The organism is Zhengella mangrovi, assembly GCF_002727065.1.
GTDB classification, from domain to species: domain Bacteria; phylum Pseudomonadota; class Alphaproteobacteria; order Rhizobiales; family Rhizobiaceae; genus Zhengella; species Zhengella mangrovi.
In genome coordinates this window covers 593,007-617,136 of sequence record NZ_PDVP01000001.1, presented here as the reverse complement: position 1 = coordinate 617,136, position 24,130 = coordinate 593,007, and the positions used below count along the sequence as shown (strand labels likewise).

General features: G+C 67.3%; 17 protein-coding genes. 12 read left to right on the top strand and 5 right to left on the bottom strand.

Annotated features, from left to right (window positions below; translation table 11 throughout):
• Positions 1–34: 34 nt before the first annotated feature.
• Positions 35–2,392: a putative bifunctional diguanylate cyclase/phosphodiesterase gene (locus tag CSC94_RS03010; RefSeq protein WP_099303560.1), complete on the top strand. Its 2,358-nt coding sequence runs from the start codon at positions 35–37 to the stop codon at positions 2,390–2,392.
• Here the strand turns inward: CSC94_RS03010 and CSC94_RS03005 are convergent.
• The gene (locus CSC94_RS03005; protein WP_099303990.1) at positions 2,367–2,993 is read right to left on the bottom strand and encodes an alpha-ketoglutarate-dependent dioxygenase AlkB family protein; all 627 of its coding nucleotides are present in this window, start codon (positions 2,991–2,993) and stop codon (positions 2,367–2,369) included. The genes CSC94_RS03010 and CSC94_RS03005 overlap by 26 nt on opposite strands.
• A gap of 79 nt (positions 2,994–3,072) precedes the next feature.
• Between CSC94_RS03005 and CSC94_RS03000 the strand changes: the two genes are divergently transcribed.
• Positions 3,073–3,558 carry a hypothetical protein gene (locus CSC94_RS03000; protein WP_099303558.1) on the top strand — a complete coding sequence of 162 codons (486 nt, stop codon included), beginning with the start codon at positions 3,073–3,075 and terminating at the stop codon, positions 3,556–3,558.
• A 60-nt stretch (positions 3,559–3,618) separates the two neighbouring features.
• Here CSC94_RS03000 and lysM read toward each other — a convergent pair whose 3' ends face one another.
• The 4 genes from lysM to CSC94_RS02980 all read right to left on the bottom strand — a co-directional run bounded on the left by lysM (position 3,619) and on the right by CSC94_RS02980 (position 7,074).
• The gene (gene lysM / locus CSC94_RS02995) at positions 3,619–4,134 is read right to left on the bottom strand and encodes a peptidoglycan-binding protein LysM (RefSeq protein WP_099303556.1); all 516 of its coding nucleotides are present in this window, start codon (positions 4,132–4,134) and stop codon (positions 3,619–3,621) included.
• Positions 4,135–4,270: 136 nt separating this feature from the next.
• A complete protein-coding gene (arfB, locus tag CSC94_RS02990; protein WP_099303554.1) occupies positions 4,271–4,705 on the bottom strand; it encodes an alternative ribosome rescue aminoacyl-tRNA hydrolase ArfB in 435 nt (144 codons plus the stop codon).
• Positions 4,702–5,373, bottom strand: coding sequence for a nitroreductase family protein (locus tag CSC94_RS02985; protein WP_099303552.1), 672 nt, complete (start codon positions 5,371–5,373; stop codon positions 4,702–4,704). The genes arfB and CSC94_RS02985 overlap by 4 nt, the downstream gene beginning before the upstream one ends.
• Positions 5,374–5,463: 90 nt before the next feature.
• Positions 5,464–7,074, bottom strand: coding sequence for a phosphoenolpyruvate carboxykinase (locus tag CSC94_RS02980; protein ID WP_099303550.1), 1,611 nt, complete (start codon positions 7,072–7,074; stop codon positions 5,464–5,466).
• A gap of 388 nt (positions 7,075–7,462) precedes the next feature.
• Between CSC94_RS02980 and CSC94_RS02975 the strand changes: the two genes are divergently transcribed.
• The 10 genes from CSC94_RS02975 to addA all read left to right on the top strand — a co-directional run bounded on the left by CSC94_RS02975 (position 7,463) and on the right by addA (position 24,091).
• Complete coding sequence (locus CSC94_RS02975; RefSeq protein WP_099303548.1) at positions 7,463–8,170, top strand: response regulator transcription factor; 708 nt, start codon at positions 7,463–7,465, stop codon at positions 8,168–8,170.
• A gap of 28 nt (positions 8,171–8,198) precedes the next feature.
• A complete protein-coding gene (locus CSC94_RS02970; RefSeq protein WP_099303546.1) occupies positions 8,199–9,974 on the top strand; it encodes a sensor histidine kinase in 1,776 nt (591 codons plus the stop codon).
• A gap of 167 nt (positions 9,975–10,141) precedes the next feature.
• On the top strand, positions 10,142–10,543 hold the full coding sequence (locus CSC94_RS02965) for a PTS sugar transporter subunit IIA (protein WP_099303544.1): 402 nt from the start codon (positions 10,142–10,144) through the stop codon (positions 10,541–10,543).
• Positions 10,540–10,830 (top strand): HPr family phosphocarrier protein, encoded by a 291-nt coding sequence (locus CSC94_RS02960; protein WP_099303542.1) that lies wholly within the window; start codon positions 10,540–10,542, stop codon positions 10,828–10,830. The genes CSC94_RS02965 and CSC94_RS02960 overlap by 4 nt, the downstream gene beginning before the upstream one ends.
• Positions 10,831–10,974: 144 nt before the next feature.
• Entirely contained in the window at positions 10,975–12,369 is a 1,395-nt protein-coding gene (gene ahcY / locus CSC94_RS02955) for an adenosylhomocysteinase (RefSeq protein ID WP_099303540.1), read from the top strand.
• A 350-nt stretch (positions 12,370–12,719) separates the two neighbouring features.
• Positions 12,720–15,197: a PAS domain-containing sensor histidine kinase gene (locus CSC94_RS02950; protein ID WP_099303538.1), complete on the top strand. Its 2,478-nt coding sequence runs from the start codon at positions 12,720–12,722 to the stop codon at positions 15,195–15,197.
• 12 nt (positions 15,198–15,209) lie between these two features.
• Complete coding sequence (tsaE, locus tag CSC94_RS02945; RefSeq protein WP_099303536.1) at positions 15,210–16,715, top strand: tRNA (adenosine(37)-N6)-threonylcarbamoyltransferase complex ATPase subunit type 1 TsaE; 1,506 nt, start codon at positions 15,210–15,212, stop codon at positions 16,713–16,715.
• Positions 16,715–17,437, top strand: coding sequence for a nucleotidyltransferase family protein (locus CSC94_RS02940; RefSeq protein WP_099303534.1), 723 nt, complete (start codon positions 16,715–16,717; stop codon positions 17,435–17,437). The genes tsaE and CSC94_RS02940 overlap by 1 nt, the downstream gene beginning before the upstream one ends.
• Before the next feature lie 4 nt (positions 17,438–17,441).
• A complete protein-coding gene (addB, locus tag CSC94_RS02935; RefSeq protein ID WP_099303532.1) occupies positions 17,442–20,567 on the top strand; it encodes a double-strand break repair protein AddB in 3,126 nt (1,041 codons plus the stop codon).
• Positions 20,564–24,091, top strand: a complete 3,528-nt coding sequence (gene addA / locus CSC94_RS02930) for a double-strand break repair helicase AddA (protein ID WP_099303529.1) — start codon at positions 20,564–20,566, stop codon at positions 24,089–24,091. Before addB ends, addA begins: the two co-directional genes overlap by 4 nt.
• The last annotated feature ends 39 nt before the right edge of the window (positions 24,092–24,130 follow it).

The window sequence follows — 24,130 nt, the reverse complement described above, 5'->3', positions numbered from 1 at the left end:
GTCAGGACCATCCGGATCACGGGGGTGGACCGACTTGCTTTTCAAACGAGCACGCGCACGGCTGACCGATTGGTGCGGCCATCTGCCGGCCGATGGCCCGCTGCCGCCGGACCTCGTCGCGCGCGCACGGGCGGGCCAGATGGAAACCATCCTGACCCTCACGCCCCACATGATGGTGGTGAACATCGTCAACGCGACGATCGTTGCCGCCTTCGCAGCCGGCCATTGCGATCCCTTGCTGCTGCTCGTCTGGTACGGCCTGGCCGTGGCTCTCGGCGTATTGGCGCTTGCAGAATGGTGGGTGCGGCATCACCGGCCGCCCCGGCTGCGCACCTCCGTCGTCAGCCTCGTCAGGCTGACGCGCAACGCCGGCCTCCTCGGTATCCTCTGGGGCCTCCTGCCGATCCTGGTGTGGCCGAATGCCGGCCCCGAGCTTCGCAATATCGTCACCGCCCTGGTTGCCGGCATGATCGGCGGCGGCTGTCTCACCCTGTATGTCGCGCCTTCGGCGATGACGGCCTGGATCCTCGGCATCCTCGCGGGAACGCTGACCGCGCTCGGCGTGAGCGGCACCGTCTACGACCTCATCCTGGCAACGCTTCTGTCGATCTACGGCCTCACCCTGATCCGCGCCGGAAAGGCGGCATCGGTGGCCTTCGTCAACAACCGGATCGCATCGGAAAAGATCAAGGAGCAATCCGAGACGATCTCGATGCTGCTGTCGGACTTTTCCGAGGGCGCCCGCGACTGGCTCTGGGAAACCGACGCCAACGGGACGATCGTGCGCGGCGGCCGGCAATTGCTCGAGCATATCGGGCTGCCATTGGCCCTGGAAACCGACATGCTCGCGCCGGATGCCCTGGGAGCCAACCGCCGCACGCTGGCGCGGCTTCGCTGGCTGTTCCGGTCGCGCGAGCCGTTCCGCAACCTCGTGGCCGGGTTCGACGGGCCGGAAGGAGCGGTCTGGATCAGCCTTTCCGGCAAGCCCATGCGCGACGAGGAGGGCATCTTCGCCGGTTATCGCGGGGTTGCCTCCGACGTGACCGACATCCAGAAGGCCGAGGAGCAGATCGCCTACCTCGCCTGGCACGATCCGCTGACGGGACTGATGAACCGGGCGAGCTTCACCAAGCGGCTGGATATCTGCCTGGAGAAACCGGGGCATGGGAGCCTGTTCTACCTCGATCTGGACGGGTTCAAGGCCGTCAACGACCAGTTCGGCCACGGCATGGGCGACCGCCTGCTGGGTGAGGTTGCCCAGCGCCTGGAAAAGGCGACCGGCCCGGACGGCATGGTCGCCCGTTTCGGCGGCGACGAATTCGCCATCCTTTCCATCAAGGCAAGGACCCGGCAGCAGGCCGCGTATCTCGCCAAGCGCGTCGTCGACCGGGTCAGCAAGCCCTACGTCATCGACGGCTCGATCCTGAAGATCTCGGTGTCGATCGGCATCGCCTTCGCCGATTCCGGCAACCGGGATACTGCGGAGTGGCTAAACCGGGCCGACCTCGCGCTCTACCGCACCAAGGACGAGGGCAAGGCGGGCTACCGGTTCTACGAAGCGGCCATGGACGAGACCCTGCGGCGGCGGCGGTTCATCGAGCGGGAACTGCGCGCCTCGGTCGACATGGACCAGATCACCGTGGCGTTCCAGCCGTTCCAGGATGCCAGGGATGGCCGGATCAGCGGTTTCGAGGCCCTGGCCCGCTGGACGCATCCCGATCTCGGCGATGTGCCGCCGGCCGAATTCATCCCCGTGGCCGAACGGATCGGGATGATCGGGGCCATCGGCAACACGGTGCTGCGCCAGGCCTGCAGCTTCGCGGCCAACTGGCCGGCCGGAGTCAAGCTTGCCGTCAACCTCTCGCCGCAGCAATTGCAGGCAGGCTCGATCGTCGACTACGTGACCGCGACCCTGCGCGAAACCGGGCTGCCGGCCGAGCGGCTGGAACTGGAAATCACCGAGAGCACGTGCCTCATTAACACGGCATCGGTGCTCAACCAGATCGGTGAGCTGAAGGCGCTCGGCGTCTCGATTTCGCTCGATGACTTCGGTACCGGCTACTCGGCATTGTCCTACCTGCTGCGCTTCCCCTTCGACAAGATGAAGATCGACCGGTCGCTGGTCGCCCCGGCGGTGACCGACCCGGCGGCCCGCGACATGCTGGACACGATCCTGAAGCTGGCCCACGTGCTCGGCCTGAACACCACGGCCGAGGGCGTGGAGACCGATGAGCAGGCGCGGCTGCTGACCGCGCTGGGCTGCGACTACCTGCAGGGGTTCGGCATTTCGCGGCCGCTCAGCGCCGGCAAGGTGCCGCTCTTCCTGCTGGAGGCCGGACAGGAGGGGGGCCGGGGCGTGGCGCCGGTCACGACGGCTGCACGGGCGGGGTGACGCGGCGCAGCGTGAGATTGATGCGGCCGCCCATCTTCAACAGGGCCGAGGTATCGGGATAGATGCGGTCCACGCCGTGGAAGCTGAGCCTTCCCTCGCCGCCCAGCACGACGACATCGCCGGACTGCAGCCGGAAGGACGTGGTGCGATGCTCGCGGCGCGTGCCACCGACGCGGAACAGGCAGGTGTCGCCCAGTGACACCGACACGACGGGCGCGGCCAGGTCCTGTTCGTCGCGATCCTGGTGCAGGCCCATCTTTGCGTCCGCACCATAGAAGTTCACCAGGCAGGCTTCCGGCGGCGCGTGGTAGCCGGATACCTCGTTCCAAAGGTCGAGCAGGCGGTCCGGGATCGGTGGCCAGGCTTCCCCGGTGACCGGATGCAGCGGCTGATACCGGTAGCCGCGCTCGCGGTCTGTAACCCAGCCGAGCGTACCGCAATTGGTCATCCGAACGCTCATCGGGCGGCCGCTGCGCGGCATGACGGGGACGTAGAGCGGGGCACGGCGGACGACATCGCGAATGTCATCGACGAGTGCCGCCTGCGCGGCTGCGTCAAGATAGCCCGGGATGTGGCGCACGCCCCTGGGCAAGACCTGCATGGCGGTGATCCGTGTCATTGCTTCAGTTCCTGCTCATGTCATTATGGACCGGGGTCAAGTCCAGGCAATGGAGGACAGAATGCGTTTTTCTCGTTCATGGACCGCGGCGGCGGTCGTTCTGGCAGCGGGTGCGACCTGGGGGTCGACCGCGCGGGCACAAATCTCGGTGGCCACGGCCATGGCCGGCGATCCACTGCCGGAAATCTGTGCCTTTGCCTCCTCGCTCGGCGAAGGCACCGAGGCAGTGGTGGAGCAACTGGGCGTCATGGCCAGCCCGTGGGGCGAGTCCGACCGCGCGAAACTCGGCCCGATCATGCGCCCGGAACTGGACAAGTTCCGGATGGAAGCCGGCGTCGTCTACCGCATCGCCAACCTGGCGCCCTTCTCGCAGGAGTACCTCGTCGTCTCCGCGGATCGCAACGAAGGCCAGACGGTCTATTTCCGCATCATCTACGAGACCGGCCCGAAGGGCTACTATTTCAAGAACGTGAACTTCAATTCCGACTTCTACACCATCCTGAAGGGCGGACTGGTTCAGCCACCCGAGCAGATGACCTGCGGCTGATGACGAAAAACGGCGGCCGCATGGCCGCCGTCCGAAGTTCACGCCGGGCGATCGGCGGTATCAGGCCGAGGCGAGGTCGGGAATGCGCAGCACCTGGCCGGGGTAGATTCTGTCCGGGTCGCTGAGCATGGGCTTGTTGGCCTCGAAGATGACCGTGTACTTGGCACCCTTGCCCTTGCCGTAGTGGGCCTCGGCGATCTTCCAGAGGTTCTCGCCCTTCTTGACTTCGTGGAAGACCGGCGTCGCCGCCGGGATGGAGGCCTTGACCAGTTCGGTCATGTCGACGTTCGGATTGAGGTGAAGCCCGGAATCGGGTGCCACGACCTTGAGTTCGGACGCCTCGACCTTGGAGATCCCCAGCGTGTTGCCCACGGCGACAACCGCCTTCTCGAAGATCGACTGGTCCTGGACCGCGCCCTTCAGAACCGCCTTGTCGCCCTGGACCTCGACCTCGACCTTCTCGGTCCCGAGGCCGTAGGAGTCGAGTTCCTTCTTCAGTTCCTCGGCCTTCGGCGCCTCGTCATCGCCGATACCGAGTTTCTTGCCCACGTTCTTGACGAAATCGAAAATACCCATGCCGCCTGCTCTCCCTGGCAAGGTTGATGTTGGGCAGACAGTTTACATTCCACCATCACAATTGGAAGACAAACGGCGCTGGTTTCATGCCGCCTGGCGTGCTGTTACGGTTACGCTGGCCGGTCCGGGGCGCCTGTCAGTCCATGGCCGGCTTGCCGCGCATCTTCTTGATGCCGGCGCGGCCGGATTTCGCCTTGAGCCTGCGCTCTATGGCGCCTTTCGACGGCTTCGTCTTCTTGCGCGGTGGCGGCGGCGGTTCGGCGGCCCGGGCCAGCAGGGCGGCGAGGCGTTCCCGGGCGTCGGCACGGTTGCGCTCCTGGGTGCGGTGGCGGTTCGCCTCGATGACGATCACGCCGTCCTTCGTTGCCCGGCTTCCGGCCAGGCGGATCATCCGTTCGCGCACGCGCTCTTCCAGCGACGACGCTGCCGCATCGAACCGCAACTGCACGGCCGTGGAGACCTTGTTGACGTTCTGGCCGCCCGGTCCTGCGGAGCGGATGAAGTTCTCCTGCAGTTCATCGTCGCGGATGACATGGCGGCCGCAGCGGATATCGGGTCCGGCGCTGCTCACGGCTCCAGCCAGACGATCACCTCGCCCGCCTCCTTCTTCGTGATATCGGGCACGGTGGCCCCGTCGGCCGGGTAGCCGGCCACCAGCAGGATGACCGGCTTCTCGTTGTCCGGCCGGCCGCAGATGCCAGACAGGAAGCCCATCGGCGACGGCGTGTGCGTCAGCGTGGCGAGGCCGGCCTGATGCAACGCTGCGATCAGGAAACCCGTGGCAATCCCGACGGATTCCGGCACGTAGTAATGCTTGATGCGTTCACCGCCGGGACCGGTCCCGTGGCGTTGGGCGAAGATGACGATCAGCCATGGCGCGGTTTCGAGAAATGGCTTGTCGGCATCGGTTCCGAGCGGCGCCAGGGCATCGAGCCATTCGTCCGGGGCGCGGCCGTTGTAAAAAGCGCGCTCCTCCTCTTCCGCTGCCTGCCGGATGGCGGCCTTGATGGCCGGATCGGCAATGCAGACGAAGGTCCACGGCTGCTGGTTGGCACCCGAAGGCGCGCCGGCCGCCGCCATGACGCAGTTCTCGATGACCGATTTCGGCACCGGCCGGCCGGAGAAGTCGCGCACCGTCCGGCGACCGGCCATGGCCTCGCGAAAGGCCACGGCCGCGCGCTCCATCTCGCCGGGGCTCTTGCCATGAAAGACCAGGGGGCTGTGGGTTCCGCTTTTCATGGCCGGAGATGACCACGGCGGCGGCAAAAAGAAAAGCCCGGCGCCGGGGTGCGGCGCCGGGCTTTCGTCATGTCCTGCTGCCGGGCGGGCTTACTCGGCGGCCATCTGGTTGCGCGGGGCGGCGGCACGCACGGTGCCGTCCACATGGTCCTCGAACTTGGCGAAATTCTCGATGAACATGCCCACGAGACGGCCAGCCTGCGCATCATAGGCCGCCTGGTCGGCCCAGGTGCCACGCGGGTCGAGGATCGCCGTATCGACGCCCGGCACGGCTACCGGAACCTCGAAGCCGAACCACGGATCGGTGCGGAACTCCGCCTGGTTGAGCGAACCGTCGAGGGCGGCGCCGAGCAGCGCGCGGGTGGCCCTGATCGGCATGCGCGAGCCGGCGCCATAGGCACCGCCGGTCCAGCCGGTGTTGACCAGCCAGCAGGTGACGCCGTGGCGGGCAATCAGTTCACGCAGCAGGTTGCCGTATTCCGACGGGTGACGCGGCATGAAGGGCGCGCCGAAGCAGGTCGAGAAGGTCGCTTCCGGCTCGGTGACACCCTTTTCCGTGCCGGCCACCTTGGCCGTGTAGCCCGACAGGAAGTGGTACATGGCCTGCGCCGGCGTCATGCGGGCGATGGGCGGCATCACACCGAAGGCATCGGCGGTGAGCATGATGATGTTCTTCGGGTGACCGGACTGGCCCGTTTCCGAGGCATTGGGGATGAAATGCAGCGGATAGGCACAACGGGTGTTCTCGGTGAGCGAGCCGTCGTCGAAGTCCGGGACGCGGTTCTCGTCGAGGACGACGTTTTCCAGGACCGTGCCGAACCGCTGCGTCGTGGCGAAGATTTCCGGCTCGGCCTCGGCGGACAGGCGGATGGTCTTTGCGTAGCAGCCGCCTTCGAAGTTGAAGACGCCGTTCTCGCTCCAGCCGTGCTCGTCGTCACCGATCAGGGTGCGCGACGGATCGGCCGACAGCGTGGTCTTGCCGGTGCCCGACAGGCCGAAGAAGACCGCCGTGTCGCCCCGGGGGCCGACGTTGGCCGAACAGTGCATCGGCATGACGCCGGCTTCCGGCAGCATGTAGTTGAGGGCGGTGAAGACCGACTTCTTCATCTCGCCGGCGTAGGAGGTGCCGCCGATGAGGACGATGTTGCGCGTCAGGTCGACGGCGATGACCGTCTCGGTGCGGCAGCGATGGCGGCCCGGATCGGCCTTGAACGAGGGCAGGTCGATGATCGTCATGCGCGGCATGAAGGTCTCGAGCGCGGCCTTGTCCGGGCGGATCAGCAGGTTGCGGATGAAGAGGTTGTGCCAGGCATATTCCGTGATCACGCGGGTGGGCAGGCTGTGCGCCTCGTCAGCTCCACCGACGAGGTCCTGGACAAACAGGTCCATTCCCTCGGCATGGGCGATGAAATCCTCCAGCAGGCGGTCGAACGCCTCCGGGTCCATCGGCTTGTTGTTGTCCCACCAGACCTTGTCCTCGGTGGAGGGGTCGCGAACGACGAACTTGTCCTTCGGCGAGCGGCCGGTGTGCTGGCCCGTGACGGCGACGAAGGCGCCCTTGTCGGTAAGCCGGCCTTCGCCGCGGGCAATGGCTTCCTCATAGAGTTCGGCTTCGCCGAGATTGTAATGGACCTGGCCGAGGTTTTTCAGTCCCAGGGCCTCAATCCCGTTGTCGGGATTGCGCAAACCGATCTCTTTCATGCCTTCCACCTGATAGTCCTCTCGCAGATGTGCGCCTTCGCCTGAAGGCATTGCCTAGCCCTGCGATGCCGCTACGACACCACGCATGAATGGGGGAGAAACAGAAAAGAAAAGCAAATTCAAATCATTAATCGATTTAAAGATTTCAAATTCGTTTAAATCGGTTTTACAGGCGGCCAAACCGGCGGCTTTTGCACAGATGGCGGGCAGCGCGGCGCATGCAGGTTGCAGCGCGAAGCGGGGCACCCCATCTGGGGTCGAAACGCGCCCTCGCCGGCGCCCCTTCGACAGGGCGCGGCGGATGTGCCACAATTTGTACCCAATTTGTCCGCCAGAACCGCCCGCGCGAAAACGGCAAGGGACAGGTCTTATGAGGGAGAACCCCGGCATGGCTACCATCGCGCTCGTCGACGACGACCGGAACATTCTCACATCGGTCTCGATTGCGCTGGAATCGGAAGGCTACAAGGTGGAAACATACACGGACGGCGCCTCGGCGCTGGAAGGCCTGCAGGTCCGTCCGCCGAACCTCGCGATCTTCGACATCAAGATGCCGCGCATGGACGGCATGGAACTGCTGCGCCGGCTGCGCCAGAAATCGGACCTGCCGGTGATCTTCCTGACGTCGAAGGACGACGAGATCGACGAGCTGTTCGGCCTGAAGATGGGCGCCGACGACTTCATCAAGAAGCCTTTCTCGCAGCGCCTGCTGGTGGAGCGCGTGAAGGCCGTGCTGCGCCGCGCCGGGGCGAAGGAGGCAGGCGCGAGTGCGAAGCCCGGCGGCGAAGCAGCCCAGCAGCTGCAGCGCGGCCACCTGCTGATGGACCAGGAGCGCCACACCTGCACCTGGAAGGGCGAGCCGGTGACGCTGACGGTGACGGAATTCCTGATCCTGCAGGCGCTGGCGCAACGCCCGGGCGTGGTCAAGAGCCGCGATGCACTGATGGATGCGGCCTACGACGAACAGGTCTACGTCGACGACCGGACGATCGACAGCCACATCAAGCGGCTGCGCAAGAAGTTCAAGGTCGTGGACAACGACTTCGACATGATCGAGACGCTCTACGGCGTGGGCTACCGGTTCCGCGAAGGCTGAGCGCAGGGATCATTCCCAGAGGACGCGAATGAAGAGCACACGCGGCAAGAGCGAAGCACCGGCGGCCAGGAAGCCTGCCCGGCCATCGGCCGTGCCGCGCCTGCTGCGATCGGTGCGGCGGCTTGTCGGATCGCTGGTCTTCTCCAGCCTGACGCAGCGTATTCTCGTGCTCAATCTCGCCGGCCTCGGCGTGCTCGTTTCCGGCATTCTCTACGTGAACCAGTACCGCGAGGGCCTGATCGACGCGCGGGTGGAAAGCCTGCGCACCCAGGGCGAGATCATCGCCGGGGCGATCGCCGCATCGGCCTCGGTGGAAACCGATTCACTGCGGATCAACCCTGAAAAGCTGCTGGAACTGCAGGCCGGGCAGAGCGTGGCACCGACCGGCGACGGGCTCGACAACCTCGATTTCCCGATCAATCCGGAGCGCGTGGCGCCCGTGCTGCGGCGCCTGATCTCGCCGACGCGAACGCGGGCGCGGATCTACGACCGCGACGCCAACCTGCTGCTCGATTCGCGCCATCTCTATTCCGGCGGCCAGATCCTGCGCTACGGCCTGCCCAATCTCGACGCCTCGGAAGAACCGCCCCTGACCGAGCGGATCCAGAAATGGTTCAAGCGGCTCATGCAGCGGTCCGACCTCCCTATCGACCTTGAGGAGCCGGGCGGCTCGGGTGCGGCCTACCCGGAAGTGATGGCGGCGCTGACCGGCACCGCCGACAAGCAGGTGCGGATGTCTGAAAAGGGCGAGATGATCGTTTCGGTCGCGGTGCCCATCCAGCGTTTCCGCGCCGTTCTCGGCGTGCTCCAGCTGTCCACCCAGGGCGGCGACATCGATTCCATCATCGCCTCGGAACGCAAGTCGATCCTGGCGGTTTTCGGCGTGGCGGCCGTGGTGACCATGCTGCTCTCGCTGCTGCTGGCTTCGACCATCGCCAACCCGCTGCGACGCTTGGCCGCAGCCGCGGTGCGGGTCAAGCGCGGGGTGAAGAACCGGGAGGAGATTCCCGACTTCTCCGAGCGCCAGGACGAGATCGGCAACCTGTCGGCGGCGCTTCGCGACATGACCAATGCGCTCTACGACCGGATCGATGCCATCGAGCGGTTTGCGGCCGACGTCAGCCACGAACTGAAGAACCCGCTGACCTCGCTTCGCAGCGCCGTGGAAACCCTGCCGCTGGCCCGCAACGACGACTCGCGCACCCGGCTGCTGGACATTATCCAGCACGACGTACGACGGCTCGACCGGCTGATCACCGACATCTCCGACGCCTCGCGCCTGGATGCCGAACTGGCACGGGCCGACAACCGCAGCGTCGACATGCAAAAGCTGCTCAGCGACCTGGTGGCCGCGAGCCGGGAAACCGCGCGGGCCGGGCGCGACGCGCGTGTGGACTTCCGCGTCCACGCCCCGGGCGGCAAACGCGATTTCCATGTGCAGGGCCACGACCTGCGGCTTGGCCAGGTGATCTCCAACCTGATCTCGAACGCGCGGTCCTTCGTGCCGGCGGAGAACGGGCGCATCCTGGTGACGCTCACGCGCAGCCAGCGCCGCGTGATCATCACCGTCGAGGACAACGGGCCCGGCATCCGGGCGGAGAACATCGAACGGATCTTCGAGCGCTTCTACACCGACCGCCCCTCCACCGAGGCCTTCGGCCAGAACTCGGGCCTCGGCCTCTCGATCTCGCGGCAGATCGTGGAGGCTCACGGCGGCCGCCTGACGGCGGAGAACATCGCCGGCGCCAAGCCCGGCGACATCCGCGGCGCCCGGTTCATCATGGTACTTCCGGCGGAAAACTGATCCTGACCACCCGATTCCACGGCCGCATTCGGCCGGATTTGCTTCGCAGTGCAAAAAAGGGGCTTGTCAACGCGCTTCACGCTGACAAGATAGCGGCCCGCCCGATTGCGGCGCAAAAGGGGCATACAAGCCATCAATGACATGGCAATGACGGGAGCCAAGCATTCATGATCGGACTCGTGCTCGTGACGCACGGTCAGCTGGCAGAAGAGTTCCGCCACGCGGTGGAGCATGTCGTCGGACCGCAGGAGCATTTCGAAACGGTTTCCATCGGCGCTGAAGACGACATGGAACAGCGCCGGCAGGACATCGTCGAAGCCGTGGGCCGCGCCGATGCCGGGCATGGCGTCATCATCGTGACGGACATGTTCGGCGGCACGCCGTCGAACCTGGCCATCTCGGTCATGGATGCGGGACGGATCGAGGTCGTGGCCGGCATGAACCTGCCGATGCTGATCAAGCTTTCCAGCGTGCGGGCCGGCAACGACATGGCGGACTCGCTGACCGAGGCACAGAACGCCGGGCGGAAATACATCAATGTCGCCAGCCAGATCCTGAGCGCCAAATGAGCGAAACGGCGGCCGAGACATTCACGCGCACGCTGGAGATCGTCAACAAGCGCGGCCTCCACGCCCGCGCCTCGGCCCGTTTCGTCGAGACGGCCAGCGCCTACGACGCGCGGGTGGCGGTGGAGAAGGACGGGCTGGAAGTGGATGGCGCCTCGATCCTCGACCTGATGATGCTGGCGGCCTCGCCGGGATGCGCGATCACCGTGACAACCAGCGGGCCGGAGGCCGAAGCCGCCATGGAGGCGCTCTGCGCGCTGGTGGCCGACCGTTTCGGCGAGGGGTGCTGATCCTCTGCGGCATGACATGAAGGCATAAACATTTCTTTATATGTTTATTGCGCTATCGCGCCATCTTTGCTATGGCAGCGGCAGATCGCGGGCATAGCGGATTGCGCCGGCCCGCCGGCTTTCCAACGCAACGGAGTGACCTTCATGGCACAAGACTATGTCGTCGCCGACATCGGCCTGGCCGACTACGGCCGCAAGGAAATCGACATCGCCGAAACCGAAATGCCGGGCCTGATGGCCTGCCGCGAGGAATTCGGTACCGCCCAGCCGCTGAAGGGCGCGCGGATCACCGGGTCGCTGCACATGACCATCCAGACGGCGGTGCTGATCGAGACGCTGAAGGCGCTCGGCGCGGACGTGCGCTGGGCCTCGTGCAACATCTTCTCGACCCAGGATCACGCGGCGGCCGCGATCGCGGCGACCGGCACGCCGGTCTTCGCGGTGAAGGGCGAAAGCCTGGAGGACTACTGGCGCTATACGGACGCCATCTTCCAGTGGCCGGACGGCGGCCATTCCAACATGATCCTCGACGACGGCGGCGATGCCACCATGTACATCCTGCTCGGCGCGCGCGCCGAGGAAGGCGAGGACGTGCTGTCCAAGCCGGGCTCGGAAGAGGAAGAAGTCCTGTTCGCGCAGATCAAGACCCGCATGGCGGCCTCGCCGGGCTGGTTCGTCAAGCAGCGTCATGCCATCCGCGGCGTCACCGAGGAAACGACTACGGGCGTCAACCGGCTCTACCAGCTGCAGAAGAAGGGCCTGCTGCCCTTCCCCGCGATCAACGTGAACGATTCCGTCACCAAGTCGAAGTTCGACAACAAGTACGGCTGCAAGGAATCGCTGGTCGACGGCATCCGCCGCGCCACGGACGTCATGATGGCGGGCAAGGTCGCCGTCGTCTGCGGCTACGGCGATGTCGGCAAGGGGTCCGCCGCCTCGCTGCGCGGCTCCGGCGCCCGCGTGAAGGTCACCGAGATCGACCCGATCTGCGCGCTGCAGGCCGCGATGGACGGGTTCGAGGTGGTCCAGCTCGAAGACGTTGTCTCCACGGCCGACATCTTCGTCACCACGACCGGCAACAAGGACGTCATCCGCATCGAGCACATGCGCGAGATGAAGGACATGGCGATCGTCGGCAACATCGGCCACTTCGACAACGAAATCCAGGTCGCCGCGCTGCGCAATCTCAAGTGGACCAACATCAAGCCGCAGGTGGACATGATCGAGTTCCCGAAGGGCAACCGCATGATCCTGCTGTCGGAAGGCCGCCTGCTCAACCTGGGCAATGCGACCGGTCATCCCTCCTTCGTGATGTCCGCCTCGTTCACCAACCAGGTGCTGGCGCAGATCGAGCTCTTCAGCAAGGGCGAAAGCTACAATCACGAGGTTTACGTGCTGCCCAAGCACCTCGACGAGAAGGTGGCGCGGCTGCATCTGGCCAAGCTCGGCGCGCAGCTGACCACGCTTTCGGACGAACAGGCCTCCTATATCGGCGTCACGTCCGAAGGGCCGTTCAAGCCGGAACACTACAGGTACTGATTTCAGCACCTCAAACCACAAGATATTGATGCCGGGCAATTGACTTTTTGCCCGGCATTATTTTTGTCCGCGCGGCTTCTTCACGCCGATTCGTGCTTTCGGTATGCTGTGATTCGCCGAGCTTCCGGGCGGGGACACGCAACTCTCAGAGAAGCCGGCAGACAGGGCGGTCTTGGGTTCCATCGTGGAGACGGCAAGACATGCCAGTGAGCGGGCCGGAAACGGCATCGACCCCATTTCATGCGGCGGCGGAAACGGGGTCATGTGAGAAAGCAGCGAGGGGTCCTGTGACAAAGGACGATAGGGGACGGCGTGCGCCCGCGCGGACGCCGAGCGGGGCTTTTTGCCCAATGACAGACCAGGGGACACGCGGCGCCGGACGGTGGAAGCGGCGCCTGGCGTCGGTGACGACGCTGGTGCCGGCATGGCTGGCCGCAGGGCCTGCGCTGGCGCAGGATACGAGCGCTGGCCTTGCGAGCTTCGGGGTCTCCGACGTCATCCAGTATTCCATCTTCACCGGCATGCTCGGTGCGGCCATGGTGTCCGCCTTCTGGGTCATCCGCGAGCGTGCGCGCGTTTCCGACGAGAACCGCACCCTGCGCCTGAAGATCTCCGATCTCAATGCCGCCCTGCAGCGCAACGAGAGCCTGCTGAACCTGAAGGACCAGCGCCTGATCGTGTGGAGTGACCCGCAGGCCAGCGCGGAACTGGTCGGCAGCCTCCCCGCGGAATGCGGCGCGCCGGACGACCGGCCTTCCTTTCTCGCCTTCGGCCGCTGGCTGAGCAGCACCTCGGCGCAGGAGCTTGAACGCGCGATCATCGCGCTGCGCGACCGGGACGTGCCGTTTTCCATGGTGTGCCAGACGCGCAGCGGAAGCCTGCTGGAAGCCGATGGCCGCATCGCGCCCCACCACACCGTCGTCCGATTCACCTCGCTGTCGGAAGGGCGGGCCGAGCACGCGCGCCTGAAGCTGGACTTCCAGACGATGATGGCGGAGTTCGAAACGCTTCGCCACCTGGCCGCCATCGTGCACACGCCGATGTGGCTGCGTGACAACGAGGGCCGGCTCTCCTGGGTCAACGACGCCTATGCCAGGGCGGTCGACGCGGACAGCAGCGAGCAGGCCGTGGCCGAACAGCGGGAACTGCTTCCGACGGTCGCCCGCGAGCAGATCCTGCGCCACCAGATGCAGGACCAGACGTTTGCCTCGCGCCTGTCCACCGTCATCGGCAAGGAGCGTCACCAGTTCCTCGTCACCGACTGGCGGGGTACGGCGGGTTCGGCCGGGATCGCGGTGGACGTGACGGGGCAGGAACTGCTGCGCGAGGAATATGACCATGCCCAGCGCAGCCATGCCGACACGCTGGACCAGCTGAATACCGCGGTTGCCATCTTCGATGCCGACCAGCACCTGCGCTTCTACAACCTCGCCTTCCAGAAGCTGTGGGATCTCGACACGGCCTTCCTGTCATCCGCGCCCTCGCACACGCTGCTGCTCGACCGGCTGCGCAGCGACGGCGTGCTGGCGGAACAGCCGGAATGGCGGCGCTGGAAGGAACAGCTGCTTGGCGCCTACCGGGCGGTCGACAGCCAGGAGCACTGGTGGCACCTGCCGGACGGGCGGACCCTTCGCGTGGTCGCCAATCCGCAGCCCAAGGGCGGCGTGACCTGGGTCTTCGAGAACCTGACAGAGAAGATCGATCTGGAGAGCCGCTACAAGACGGCGATCCGGGTGCAGGGCGAAACGCTCGACAACCTCGCCGAAGGCGTGGCCGTGTTCGGTCCGGACGGGCGGGTGCGGCTGTGCAACCCGGCGTTTGCCGAACTGTGGAGCCTGCCGGACGAACTGGCGCAGGAGAACGTCCATATCTCGGCGATCCGCGGAGCCTGCGACGTCATCGCCAGGACAAGTCCGTGGCCGGATTTCGTGTCGCTGGCGACCGGGTTCGACGAGACCCGGGACGAGCGCAAGGGGCGCACGGAACTGACCGACGGAACGATCCTGTCCTGGGCGGCCATGCCGCTGCCGAACGGCCAGCTGATGACGACCTTCGTCGACATGACCGATACCTTCAACGTGGAACGGGCGTTGAAGGACAAGAACGAGGCCCTGCAGAGAGCAGACCAGATCAAGGACGAATTCATCCAGCACGTGTCCTACGAATTGCGCTCTCCGCTGACCAACATCATCGGTTTCACCGAGCTTCTGTCGATGGGCACGCCCGGTCCGCTGACCGGCAAGCAGCGCGAATACGTCGACCATATCGCCACGTCGTCGTCGGCGCTGCTGACCATCGTCAACGACATCCTGGACCTGGCGACGGTGGACGCCGGCATCATGGAACTGGACATCGCCGACATGAACGTGGCGGAAACGGTGCAGGCTGCGGCCGACCTGTCCGCCGACCGTTTCGCCGAGCAGGGCATTGCGCTCACCATTCGCCTGGATTCCGCGCCGGCGACGCTTCCGGCCGATGCCAACCGGGTTCGCCAGGTGCTGTTCAACCTGCTCGCCAACGCGGCCAATTTCGCCCCGGCCGGCAGCACGGTTTCGCTGGAAGTCGCCGAGCGCGGCAACCAGGTCGCCTTCATCGTTCATGACGACGGCCCGGGCATGAGCGCGGAAATCCTCGACCAGGTCTTCCGCCGGTTCTCCTCGACGGGCGGCGGGCGGCGGCGCGGCGCCGGGCTCGGCCTGTCGATCGTCAAGAGCTTCGTGGAACTGCATGGCGGCTCGGTGGACATTGCCAGCGCACCGGAAAAGGGCACGACCGTAACCTGCCTGTTCCCGTTGCGCCGCGATGATCTGCAGGACGCCGCCGAATAGACCGGCCTGCCAATGACCCGGTTCGAGACCTCCGTTTTCCTGGCCGATGACGCCGCCACAGGGCGGCTCGGCGAGGATCTGGCCATGGCCCTGAAGCCCGGTGACACCGTGGCCCTCTCCGGCGATCTCGGTGCCGGGAAAACCAGCCTGGCCCGGGCGCTGATCCGCGCCGTCGCGGACGACGCGGCGCTGGAGGTTCCTTCGCCGACCTTTACCCTGGTCCAGACCTACGACCTGCGCCTGCCGCTCGCCCATTTCGATCTCTATCGCCTTTCCAGCGCGGACGAACTGGAGGAGCTGGGCTTCGACGAAGCCGTGGCGACCGGCGCGGCACTGGTGGAATGGCCGGAACGGGCCGGCGGCCTGCTGCCCGCCGACGCCATCCACGTCGCGCTGGATCATGAAGGCGACGGACGGCGCGCGCAGGTTCGCGCCGGCGGACCGGCCGGCGACCGGATCGCCCGCAGCCTCGCCATCCGCGCCTTCCTTTCGGACCACGGCTGGGGCGACGCCGCGCGCCGGTTCCTGACGGGCGATGCCTCGGCGCGCGCCTATGAAACCGCGACGCTGGGCGGCGAGACCCGGGTGCTGATGAACGCCCCGCGCATGCCCGACGGCCCGCCGATCCTGGACGGGCTTCCCTACAGCCGCATCGCGCACCTGGCCGAGGATGTCACGCCCTTCGTGGCGGTGGCCGAGGCCCTGCGCCGCAACGGGTTTGCGGCCCCGCGCATCCATGCCGCCGACCTCGACCAGGGCCTGCTGCTGACCGAGTATCTCGGTGCCCCGGTCTTCCTGGATCCCGAGGGGCGCCCGGTGCGGGAGCGCTACGAGGCGGCGGCCCGCCTGCTGGCGGCACTGCACGCCGTTCCGTGGCCGCATGACCTGCCGGTTTCCGGCGCCATTATGCACCACGTGCCGGATTACGACCGGCGCGCCATGCATATCGAACTCGACCTGCTGCCATCCTGGTATTGGGGCCATGCCATGGGCACGCCGCCGGACGAGGCCTCGCGCACCGCCTTCATCGCGGGCTGGGACCGGGTGCTGGACAGGCTTTCGGGCACGGAGACGAGCCTGGTGATGCGCGACTACCATTCGCCCAACATCATCTGGCGCGACGACCGGACGGGGCTCGACCGGCTGGGCTTGATCGACTTCCAGGACGCCATGATCGGACCCGCAGCCTATGACGTGGCCTCGCTGGCGCAGGACGCGCGGGTGACCATCGACCCGGATCTCGAACAGGCCGTGATCGAGGCCTATTGCACGGCGCGATCCGACGCCGGGCCGTTCGACCGGGACGCGTTCGAGACCGCCTACGCGGTGATGGCCGCGCAGCGCAATTCGAAGATCCTCGGCATTTTCGTGCGCCTTGACCGGCGCGACGGCAAGCCCGCCTACCTGAAGCACCTGCCGCGAATCCGCTCCTACCTGTCGCGGGTGCTTGGTCACGCGGCGCTGGCGCCGGTGCGAGGCTTCTACGCCGATCTCGGCATCCGCGCGGACGGCGCGTGATGGCGGCGCACCCCGACACCGCCTTCGTGCTGGCCGCCGGACTCGGCACGCGGATGCGGCCGTTGACCGATACCACGCCGAAACCGCTGATCGAGATCGCCGGGCGCAGCCTGCTCGACCGGGGACTGGACGTGCTGGCGGCGGCGGGCGTGACGCGCGCCGTCGTGAACGCCCATTGGCTGGGCGACCAGATCATCGCCCATGCGCCGACCCGCCGGGACATCGCGATCACCGTCTCGGACGAGCGGGACCGGTTGCTGGACAGTGCCGGCGGCATCGTCAGGGCGCTGCCGCTGATCGGGTCCGGCCCGTTCATCATTCTCAATGCCGACACCTTCTGGCTGGACGGTGCCGTACCGGCCTTGCCAGCGATGGCGAAGGCATGGGACGATGCAACCATGGATATGATTCTTCTCCTCGCCGACCCGGCGCGGGCCACCGGCCACAGTGGCGGAACGGATTTCCTGATGGCGCCCGATGGCCGCCTGGCGCGGGCGCGCGGCGCAGCGGGCGGTTACATTTATGCCGGCGCCGGCATCGTGCATCCGCGCCTCTTCAAGGGCGCCACCAGCGAACCGCATTCCCTGAATCTCTATTTCGATCGCCTGATCGGCGAGGGACGGCTGTTCGGACATGTGCTGGACGGACACTGGATCACGGTCGGCACACCGGACGCCATCGCACCGGCCGAAGACGCCATCCGGCGCCATCGGCACGGTTGAGACCATGGCCGAGCGGGACCCGCGCGTCTTCACCATCGAACCGGGCGCCTCCTTCCTCACCGCGCTCGCCGACGCCCTGACCGACGGACGCCTGATCCCCGGCTTTCCGGCCGACAACGGTCCGATGGCGCTGGCCGACGCCACGATCTACGTGCCGACGCGGCGTTCGGCGCGCCGTTTGCGCGCGATCTTCACAGAACGGACGACAACCGGGACCGCCATCCTGCCGGCCATCCGTCCGCTCGGCGAGTTCGATGAGGACGCGCCCTTCTTCCAGGACGGGACGCCGGCCCTGCCGGACCTCGATCCGCCCGTCGGCGCGATGGAACGCCTGCTGGCACTGGCACCACTGGTCCAGGCCTGGAAGGGCAACGTGACCGCGGAGATCGGGCGCCTGCTGGACGAAGAGGTGACGCTGCCCAACAGTTTCGCCGACGCACTGTGGCTGGCGCGTGACCTGACCGCGCTGATGGACGAGATCGAGACCGAGGGTGCAGGCTGGGACAAGCTCGGCCTGCTGGCCGACGGCGACCTGGCGCACTGGTGGCAGGTGACGGTCAAGTTCCTCGAGATCGTCACCGCAAGCTGGCCCGCGCACCTGGCATCGATCCGGCGTTCCAACCCGGCAGCCCATCGCAACGCGCTGATCGAGGCCGAGGCCGAACGGCTGCGCTGCCAAGCGCCGCGCGGTCCCGTGATAGCCGCGGGTTCCACCGGTTCCATTCCGGCGACGGCGCGCCTGCTTGGCGTCATCGCGCGGCTCGACCAGGGCGCCGTGATCCTGCCCGGTCTCGATACCGGCCTGGACGAGGAGAGCTGGTCCCTGATCGGCAACCCGCAGGCCGCACCCTCCGTGTTCGGCCATCCGCAATATGCGCTGAAGAAGCTGCTGGCGCGGCTTGGCATCGACCGGCGGGAAGTCACGGCAATCGCCGGGGCGGAGCCATTGCTCGCGCGGCGGAGACAGATCGTGTCGCAGGCGCTGCGACCGGCGGAAACGACCGACCGCTGGGCGGATGCGGCAGCGGATGCCAGCCAGGCCGTATCCGAAGGAGCGTTCGACGGCGTCGCGCTTCTGGAAGCGCGCCACGAACGGGAAGAGGCGATGGCCATCGCGGTCGCCTTGCGCAAGGCCATCGAGGACGGTCATGAACCGGCCGCGCTGGTGACCGGAGACCGGACCCTGGCGCGACGGGTCTCGGCCGAGCTGACCCGGTTCGGCATCGCGGCCGACGATTCGGCCGGGACTCCCCTTGGCGCCACGCCGCCGGCCACGCTGCTGACACTGCTGGTGGAGGCGTCGCTGAGGCCCGGCGACCCGCTGACCCTGCTGGCCCTGGCCAAGCACCCGCTGACCCATCTCGGGCTCGATCGCGCGCAGCTGCGGGAAACGGCGGAATTCCTCGACCTTGCCGTGCTGCGCGGCGGCGCGGCGCGGCCCGACATCGCCACGCTGGCCGATCTTGCCAGCGAGCGGCTCGCCGGGCTGGCCGAGCGGCATCCGCCGCACTGGGTCGAGCGGCTGACGGAAACGCGGCTTGCCGGCATCCTCGACATGGCGGCGCGCCTTTCGGCTGCCGCAGCCCCCCTGCTTGCCCTGCGCGGCCAGTCCACTGCAAGCGTGAGCGCGCTGGCCCGGGCCTCGGTGCTGGCGCTGGAAGCGGTCGGCCGCGATGCCGATGGCGGGCTGGCCGCGCTCTATCGCGGCGAAGCCGGCGACACGCTGGCTGAACTCCTGCGCGATCTTCTCGCCTCCGGCGAAGCCACCGCGCTTGCGCCCGGCGAATGGCCGGATGCCCTTCTTGCCCTCGTGGCCGGGGAAACGGTCAAGCCGCGCAGCAGCGGCGAAACCCGCGTCCAGATCCTCGGCCAGCTGGAGGCCCGGCTGCAGGATTTCGGTTTCCTGGTGCTCGGCGGCCTGAACGAAGGCAGCTGGCCACGGCGGGCCGAGGCCGACCGGTTCATGTCGCGGCTGATGAAATCGATGATGGCGCTGGAACCGCCCGAGCGGCGGATCGGCCAGGCGGCGCATGATTTCGAGATGGCGCTCGGCGCGCGACGCCTGCTCATCACGCGGTCCATGCGCCAGGACAATGCCCCGGCGAGCCGCTCGCGCTGGCTGCAGCGACTGCTGACCTTTGCCGGGCCGCAGGCCGAGCAGGGTCTGATCTCGCGCGGGGCCGCCTACCTGGACTGGGCGCGGATGCTGGACCGGGACGAGCGGGTGGATTTTGCCGCGAGGCCGGCCCCGGTGCCGCCGCTTGCCAAACGGCCGAAGCATTTCTCCGTCACCGACATCGAGACCCTGCGTCGCGATCCCTACGCGATCTTCGCGCGCAAGATCCTCAACCTGAGGCCGCTGGAACCGCTGGTCGGCGACCCCGGCGCGGCGGAACGGGGGACGCTGTTCCACGAGGTGCTGCACCGCTTCACCAAGGCGGGAATCAATCCGCAATCGCCGGACGCATCCGACGCACTGGTCGCCATCGGCCGTGCCTGTTTCGCCGAACTGGCGCTTCCGGCCGACATCGAGGCGGTCTGGTGGCCGCGCTTCGAGGCGATGATTCCCGGGTTGCTGGACTGGGAAGCGGAGCGCCAGCGCCCCGGCACGCAGCCACACGCGGAGGTCGGTGCACGGCGGACCGTGGTGGAACCGACCGGCGTGACGCTGTCCGGCCGGGCCGACAGGATCGACCTGCATGCCGACGGTACGGCCGACATCCTCGACTACAAGACCGGCGCGCCGCCTTCCGCGAAGCAGGTGCGCGCGCTGCTGGCGCCACAATTGCCGCTGGAAGCCGCGCTGGCGATGCGCGGGGCCTTCGACGGCATAGCGGAGGGTACGAAACCCGGGGACCTGGCCTATGTGCGCCTTGGCGCGCGTGGCGAGGTCGAGCACAAGTCCGTCCTTGGATCGGGCAAGGACGCGGTCAGTAGCGAGGACCTGGCCGAGCAGAGCTGGGAGAAGCTCACGGCCATGCTGGCCTACTACACCCTGGCGGAAACGGGCTATGTCTCGCGCCTGCTGCCGCTGGCGGAAGGGGCCGCCGACGGCGACTACGACCATCTCGCCCGGGTGCTGGAATGGTCGGCCGGCAACGACGGCAAGGACGGGGGCGAGGGCGAATGAGCGGCAAGCTGACCATTCCGCCCGAGGTCATCGCAAGCCAGACGCGGGCGGCCAACCCGGATATCTCTGCCTGGGTCTCGGCCAATGCCGGTTCCGGCAAGACGCACGTGCTGGCCTCACGGGTGATCCGCCTGCTGCTCGCCGGCGCCGATCCGCAGAAGATTCTTTGCCTGACCTATACCAAGGCGGCTGCGGCCAACATGTCCAACCGCATCTTCAGGACGCTGGGCGAGTGGGCCATGGCCGACGACGCGCAGCTTGCGGCAGCGATGCGGGACCTGACCGGGGAGCCGCCGACCGGAACGCAGATGCGTGACGCGCGCCGGCTGTTCGCGCGAGCGCTGGAAACGCCGGGCGGGCTGAAGATCCAGACCATCCACGCGTTCTGCGAGGCGATCCTGCATCAGTTTCCGCTCGAAGCGAACATCGCCGGGCATTTCGAGATGCTGGACGGGCGCATGGAGGCCGCGCTCGTCGGCGAGGCGCGACGGCGGCTGCTGAGCGGCGCCGCGAAAGACGATGCCGGGCTTGGCGCAGCTTTCGGGACGGTGCTCACCACGGCCGGCGAGACCGGGCTGGACACGCTGATGCAGGACATCGTGGCACGGCGCGACGAACTGACCGTCTGGCTGGAGCATGCCGACGAGGGTGACGCCTGCCGCGGCGACCTCAAGCAATCGTTCGGGCTCGATCCGGCCGACAGCGCGGACACCATCGCAGCGGCCATCCTGCCGGATGCCTGGTTCACGCAGGAGCGTTTCCGGGCGCTGGCGACCGAAGGCGCCGACAAGGACGCGAAAGCCCCGCGCGACCTCGGCGAAAAGGGGTTTCATGCGCTCCAGGGCGCCACGTCCGAGGATCGCCTGCGCGGCCTGATCCCGCTGTTCACGCGCGTGGAAAAGGGCGCTGTCATCGCGCGGTCGTCGCGGGGCTATCCCGGCAGCAAGCTGGCGGCGCTGTTCCCGGACATGCAGGCCGAGTTCGAGCGGTTCGCAGCCGTTCTGGCCGAGGCTGCCGACCGCCTTTCCACGCTCGACATGGTGGAGAACACGGCAGCGGCACTGACCATCGCCGACCGGTTGATCGCGCGCTACGAATTCCTGAAACGGTCGCGCGGCTTCCTCGATTTCAACGATCTCATCCGCCGGACCGCCAACCTGCTGTCACGCCAGGATGCCAGTGCCTGGGTGCACTACAAGCTCGACCGGGGCATCGATCACATCCTCGTCGACGAGGCGCAGGATACGAGCCCGGTACAATGGGACGTGATCAAGGGACTGGCCTCGGAATTCTTCGCCGGCCAGGGTGCGCGCGACGGCGCCACGCGCACCATCTTCGCCGTCGGCGACGAAAAGCAGTCGATCTACTCGTTCCAGGGCGCAGAGCCGGACGCGTTCGACGCCACGCTCAACCATTTCCGGACCCTGACGGCAGCGGCCGGTCAGCCGCTCGAACCGGTCAAGCTGACCTACTCGTTCCGGTCCACGCCCGACGTGCTGCGGGCCGTCGACACGGTCTTCGCCGCCGAGGCGGTGCGCAAGGGCCTGACGCGCTACGGCGACGTGCTGGAACACAAGGCCGTCCGCGACGGCCATCCCGGCCACGTGGAGGTCTGGCCTTCACTGGCAACGGAGAAAAGCGACGAGGAGGAGGACTGGACGAAAGGCATCGACCACGCCACGGCGCCGGCGGTGGAACTGGCCAACCGCATTGCCGCGACGCTGCAGTCCTGGCTCGCCGCGGGCGAGATCCTGCCCGGCCAGGGGCGCGCCATCACCGCCGGCGACGTGCTGGTGCTGGTGCGCAAGCGCGACCGCTTCATCCACGCCCTGTCGCGGGCGCTCAAAAACCTCGGCATCCCGGTGGCCGGCGCCGACCGGCTGAGCCTTCCGGCCCATATCGCGGTCAAGGACATGATCGCCATCGGCCGCTTCGTGATGCAGCCGGAGGACGACCTGTCGCTGGCTGCGGTGCTGAAGAGCCCCGTGTTTGGCCTCGACGACAGCGACCTGATGCGCCTGGGCCTGGAGCGGCCGGCTTCGCGCAGCCTGTGGCGGTGCCTGCGCGACGCGGCAGCGCAGGATCCCCGCTACCAGGCCGCCGAGACCCTACTTTCGGCCTGGCGCGCCGAGGCCGGTTTCCGCAAGCCGGCCGATTTCTACGCCGGCCTGCTGGCGCGCGACGGCGTGCGCCGGCGCATGGTCGCGCGGCTGGGCGCGGAGGCCGACGAGATCCTGGACGAGTTCCTGGCCTTCGCGCTGGCGCAGGAGCGCACGGGCGTGTGCGACATGGAAAGCCTGCTCTACACGCTGGAAACCGCCGGCCCCGAGGTCAAGCGCGAGATGGACCAGAGCCGTTCGGAACTGCGCATCATGACCGCCCATGCCGCCAAGGGGCTTGAGGCGCCGGTGGTCTTCCTCGTCGACAGCGGCTCGGCGCCAGTGGTGACGCAGAACCGTTCGGCGCTGACACCGTTCAAGCCGCAGGGCGACGGCATCAAGCGCTTCGTCTGGCGCGCCGGCGCGCTCAAGAACCGCGCGCTTGCCGCCATCGACGCGGAGAACGACGCGCGGGCGGAGGACGAGTACCGCCGGCTGCTCTACGTGGGGATGACGCGGGCCGAAGACCGCCTCGTCGTCTGCGGCTATCACGGCAAGACCGGCCAGAAGGACGGCACCTGGCAACGGCTGGCCCACGAGGGCCTGGTCGGTTCGCCCCATGTCAGTCAACAGATCCATGGCGTGACCGGAGAGACCATTCTCGTCTATCGCGAGACCGATGGGCCCGGGCGGCCGGTTCGCGCTCCCGATACCACTCCGGCCGCGGCATCGGCACCGCCCCTGCCTTTCGATCCCGCCGCGCGGCCGGTTGCCGCCGAGACCCTGCCGCGGCCGCTCTCGCCCTCGGGAGCCGCCGTGCTGATCGAACCGGAGCCCGGCGATACGCCGCCCGCGGCATCGCCCGTGCTCGAAGCGCCGGACGCGCCGCCACTGGCCATCCGCCGCGGCATCGCGGTGCACACGCTGTTCCAGATGCTGCCCGACGTGACGCCGGACCGGCGTGCCGAGACCGCGCGGGCCTGGCTGGAACGCACCGCGGCCGACTGGCCCGGGGGCGAAACGGAGCGGGCGCTGGCCAGCGTCCTCGCCATCCTCGACGACACGGCTTTCGCCGATGCCTTCGGACCGGGATCACGCGCGGAAGTACCGATTTCGGGCCAGGTCGAAATCGCCGGGCGGCGTCACCCGGTCTCAGGCATCATCGACCGCCTGCACGTGAGCGAAACGGGCGTGCTGGCGCTGGATTTCAAGACCAACCGGCCGCCACCGGCCTCGCTGCAACAGGTGCCGCGGGCCTATGTCGTCCAGATGGCGCTCTACCAGGCGCTGCTCGGCCAGCTCTGGCCCGACCGGCCGGTGACCTGCGCGCTGCTGTTCACCGAAACCGCCCGCCTGATCACCCTTCCCAGCGATGCTATGGCCGAGGCGCTGGCCGCGCTGCGCGTACACGGACGGCCGGCGTGACAAAGTTGTGACTTGAACAGCGGCTGGCGAAGGACCACA

Bases quoted from the DNA above. Each gene is read 5' to 3' on its own strand.
- CSC94_RS03005 (WP_099303990.1), bottom strand. From the start codon at position 2,993: ATGCAGGTCTTGCCCAGGGGCGTGCGCCACATCCCGGGCTATCTTGAC.
- CSC94_RS03000 (WP_099303558.1), top strand. From the start codon at position 3,073: ATGCGTTTTTCTCGTTCATGGACCGCGGCGGCGGTCGTTCTGGCAGCG.
- lysM (WP_099303556.1), bottom strand. From the start codon at position 4,134: ATGGGTATTTTCGATTTCGTCAAGAACGTGGGCAAGAAACTCGGTATC.
- CSC94_RS02985 (WP_099303552.1), bottom strand. From the start codon at position 5,373: ATGAAAAGCGGAACCCACAGCCCCCTGGTCTTTCATGGCAAGAGCCCC.
- CSC94_RS02980 (WP_099303550.1), bottom strand. From the start codon at position 7,074: ATGAAAGAGATCGGTTTGCGCAATCCCGACAACGGGATTGAGGCCCTG.
- CSC94_RS02975 (WP_099303548.1), top strand. From the start codon at position 7,463: ATGGCTACCATCGCGCTCGTCGACGACGACCGGAACATTCTCACATCG.
- CSC94_RS02970 (WP_099303546.1), top strand. From the start codon at position 8,199: ATGAAGAGCACACGCGGCAAGAGCGAAGCACCGGCGGCCAGGAAGCCT.
- CSC94_RS02965 (WP_099303544.1), top strand. From the start codon at position 10,142: ATGATCGGACTCGTGCTCGTGACGCACGGTCAGCTGGCAGAAGAGTTC.
- CSC94_RS02960 (WP_099303542.1), top strand. From the start codon at position 10,540: ATGAGCGAAACGGCGGCCGAGACATTCACGCGCACGCTGGAGATCGTC.
- ahcY (WP_099303540.1), top strand. From the start codon at position 10,975: ATGGCACAAGACTATGTCGTCGCCGACATCGGCCTGGCCGACTACGGC.
- CSC94_RS02950 (WP_099303538.1), top strand. From the start codon at position 12,720: ATGACAGACCAGGGGACACGCGGCGCCGGACGGTGGAAGCGGCGCCTG.
- tsaE (WP_099303536.1), top strand. From the start codon at position 15,210: ATGACCCGGTTCGAGACCTCCGTTTTCCTGGCCGATGACGCCGCCACA.
- CSC94_RS02940 (WP_099303534.1), top strand. From the start codon at position 16,715: ATGGCGGCGCACCCCGACACCGCCTTCGTGCTGGCCGCCGGACTCGGC.
- addB (WP_099303532.1), top strand. From the start codon at position 17,442: ATGGCCGAGCGGGACCCGCGCGTCTTCACCATCGAACCGGGCGCCTCC.
- addA (WP_099303529.1), top strand. From the start codon at position 20,564: ATGAGCGGCAAGCTGACCATTCCGCCCGAGGTCATCGCAAGCCAGACG.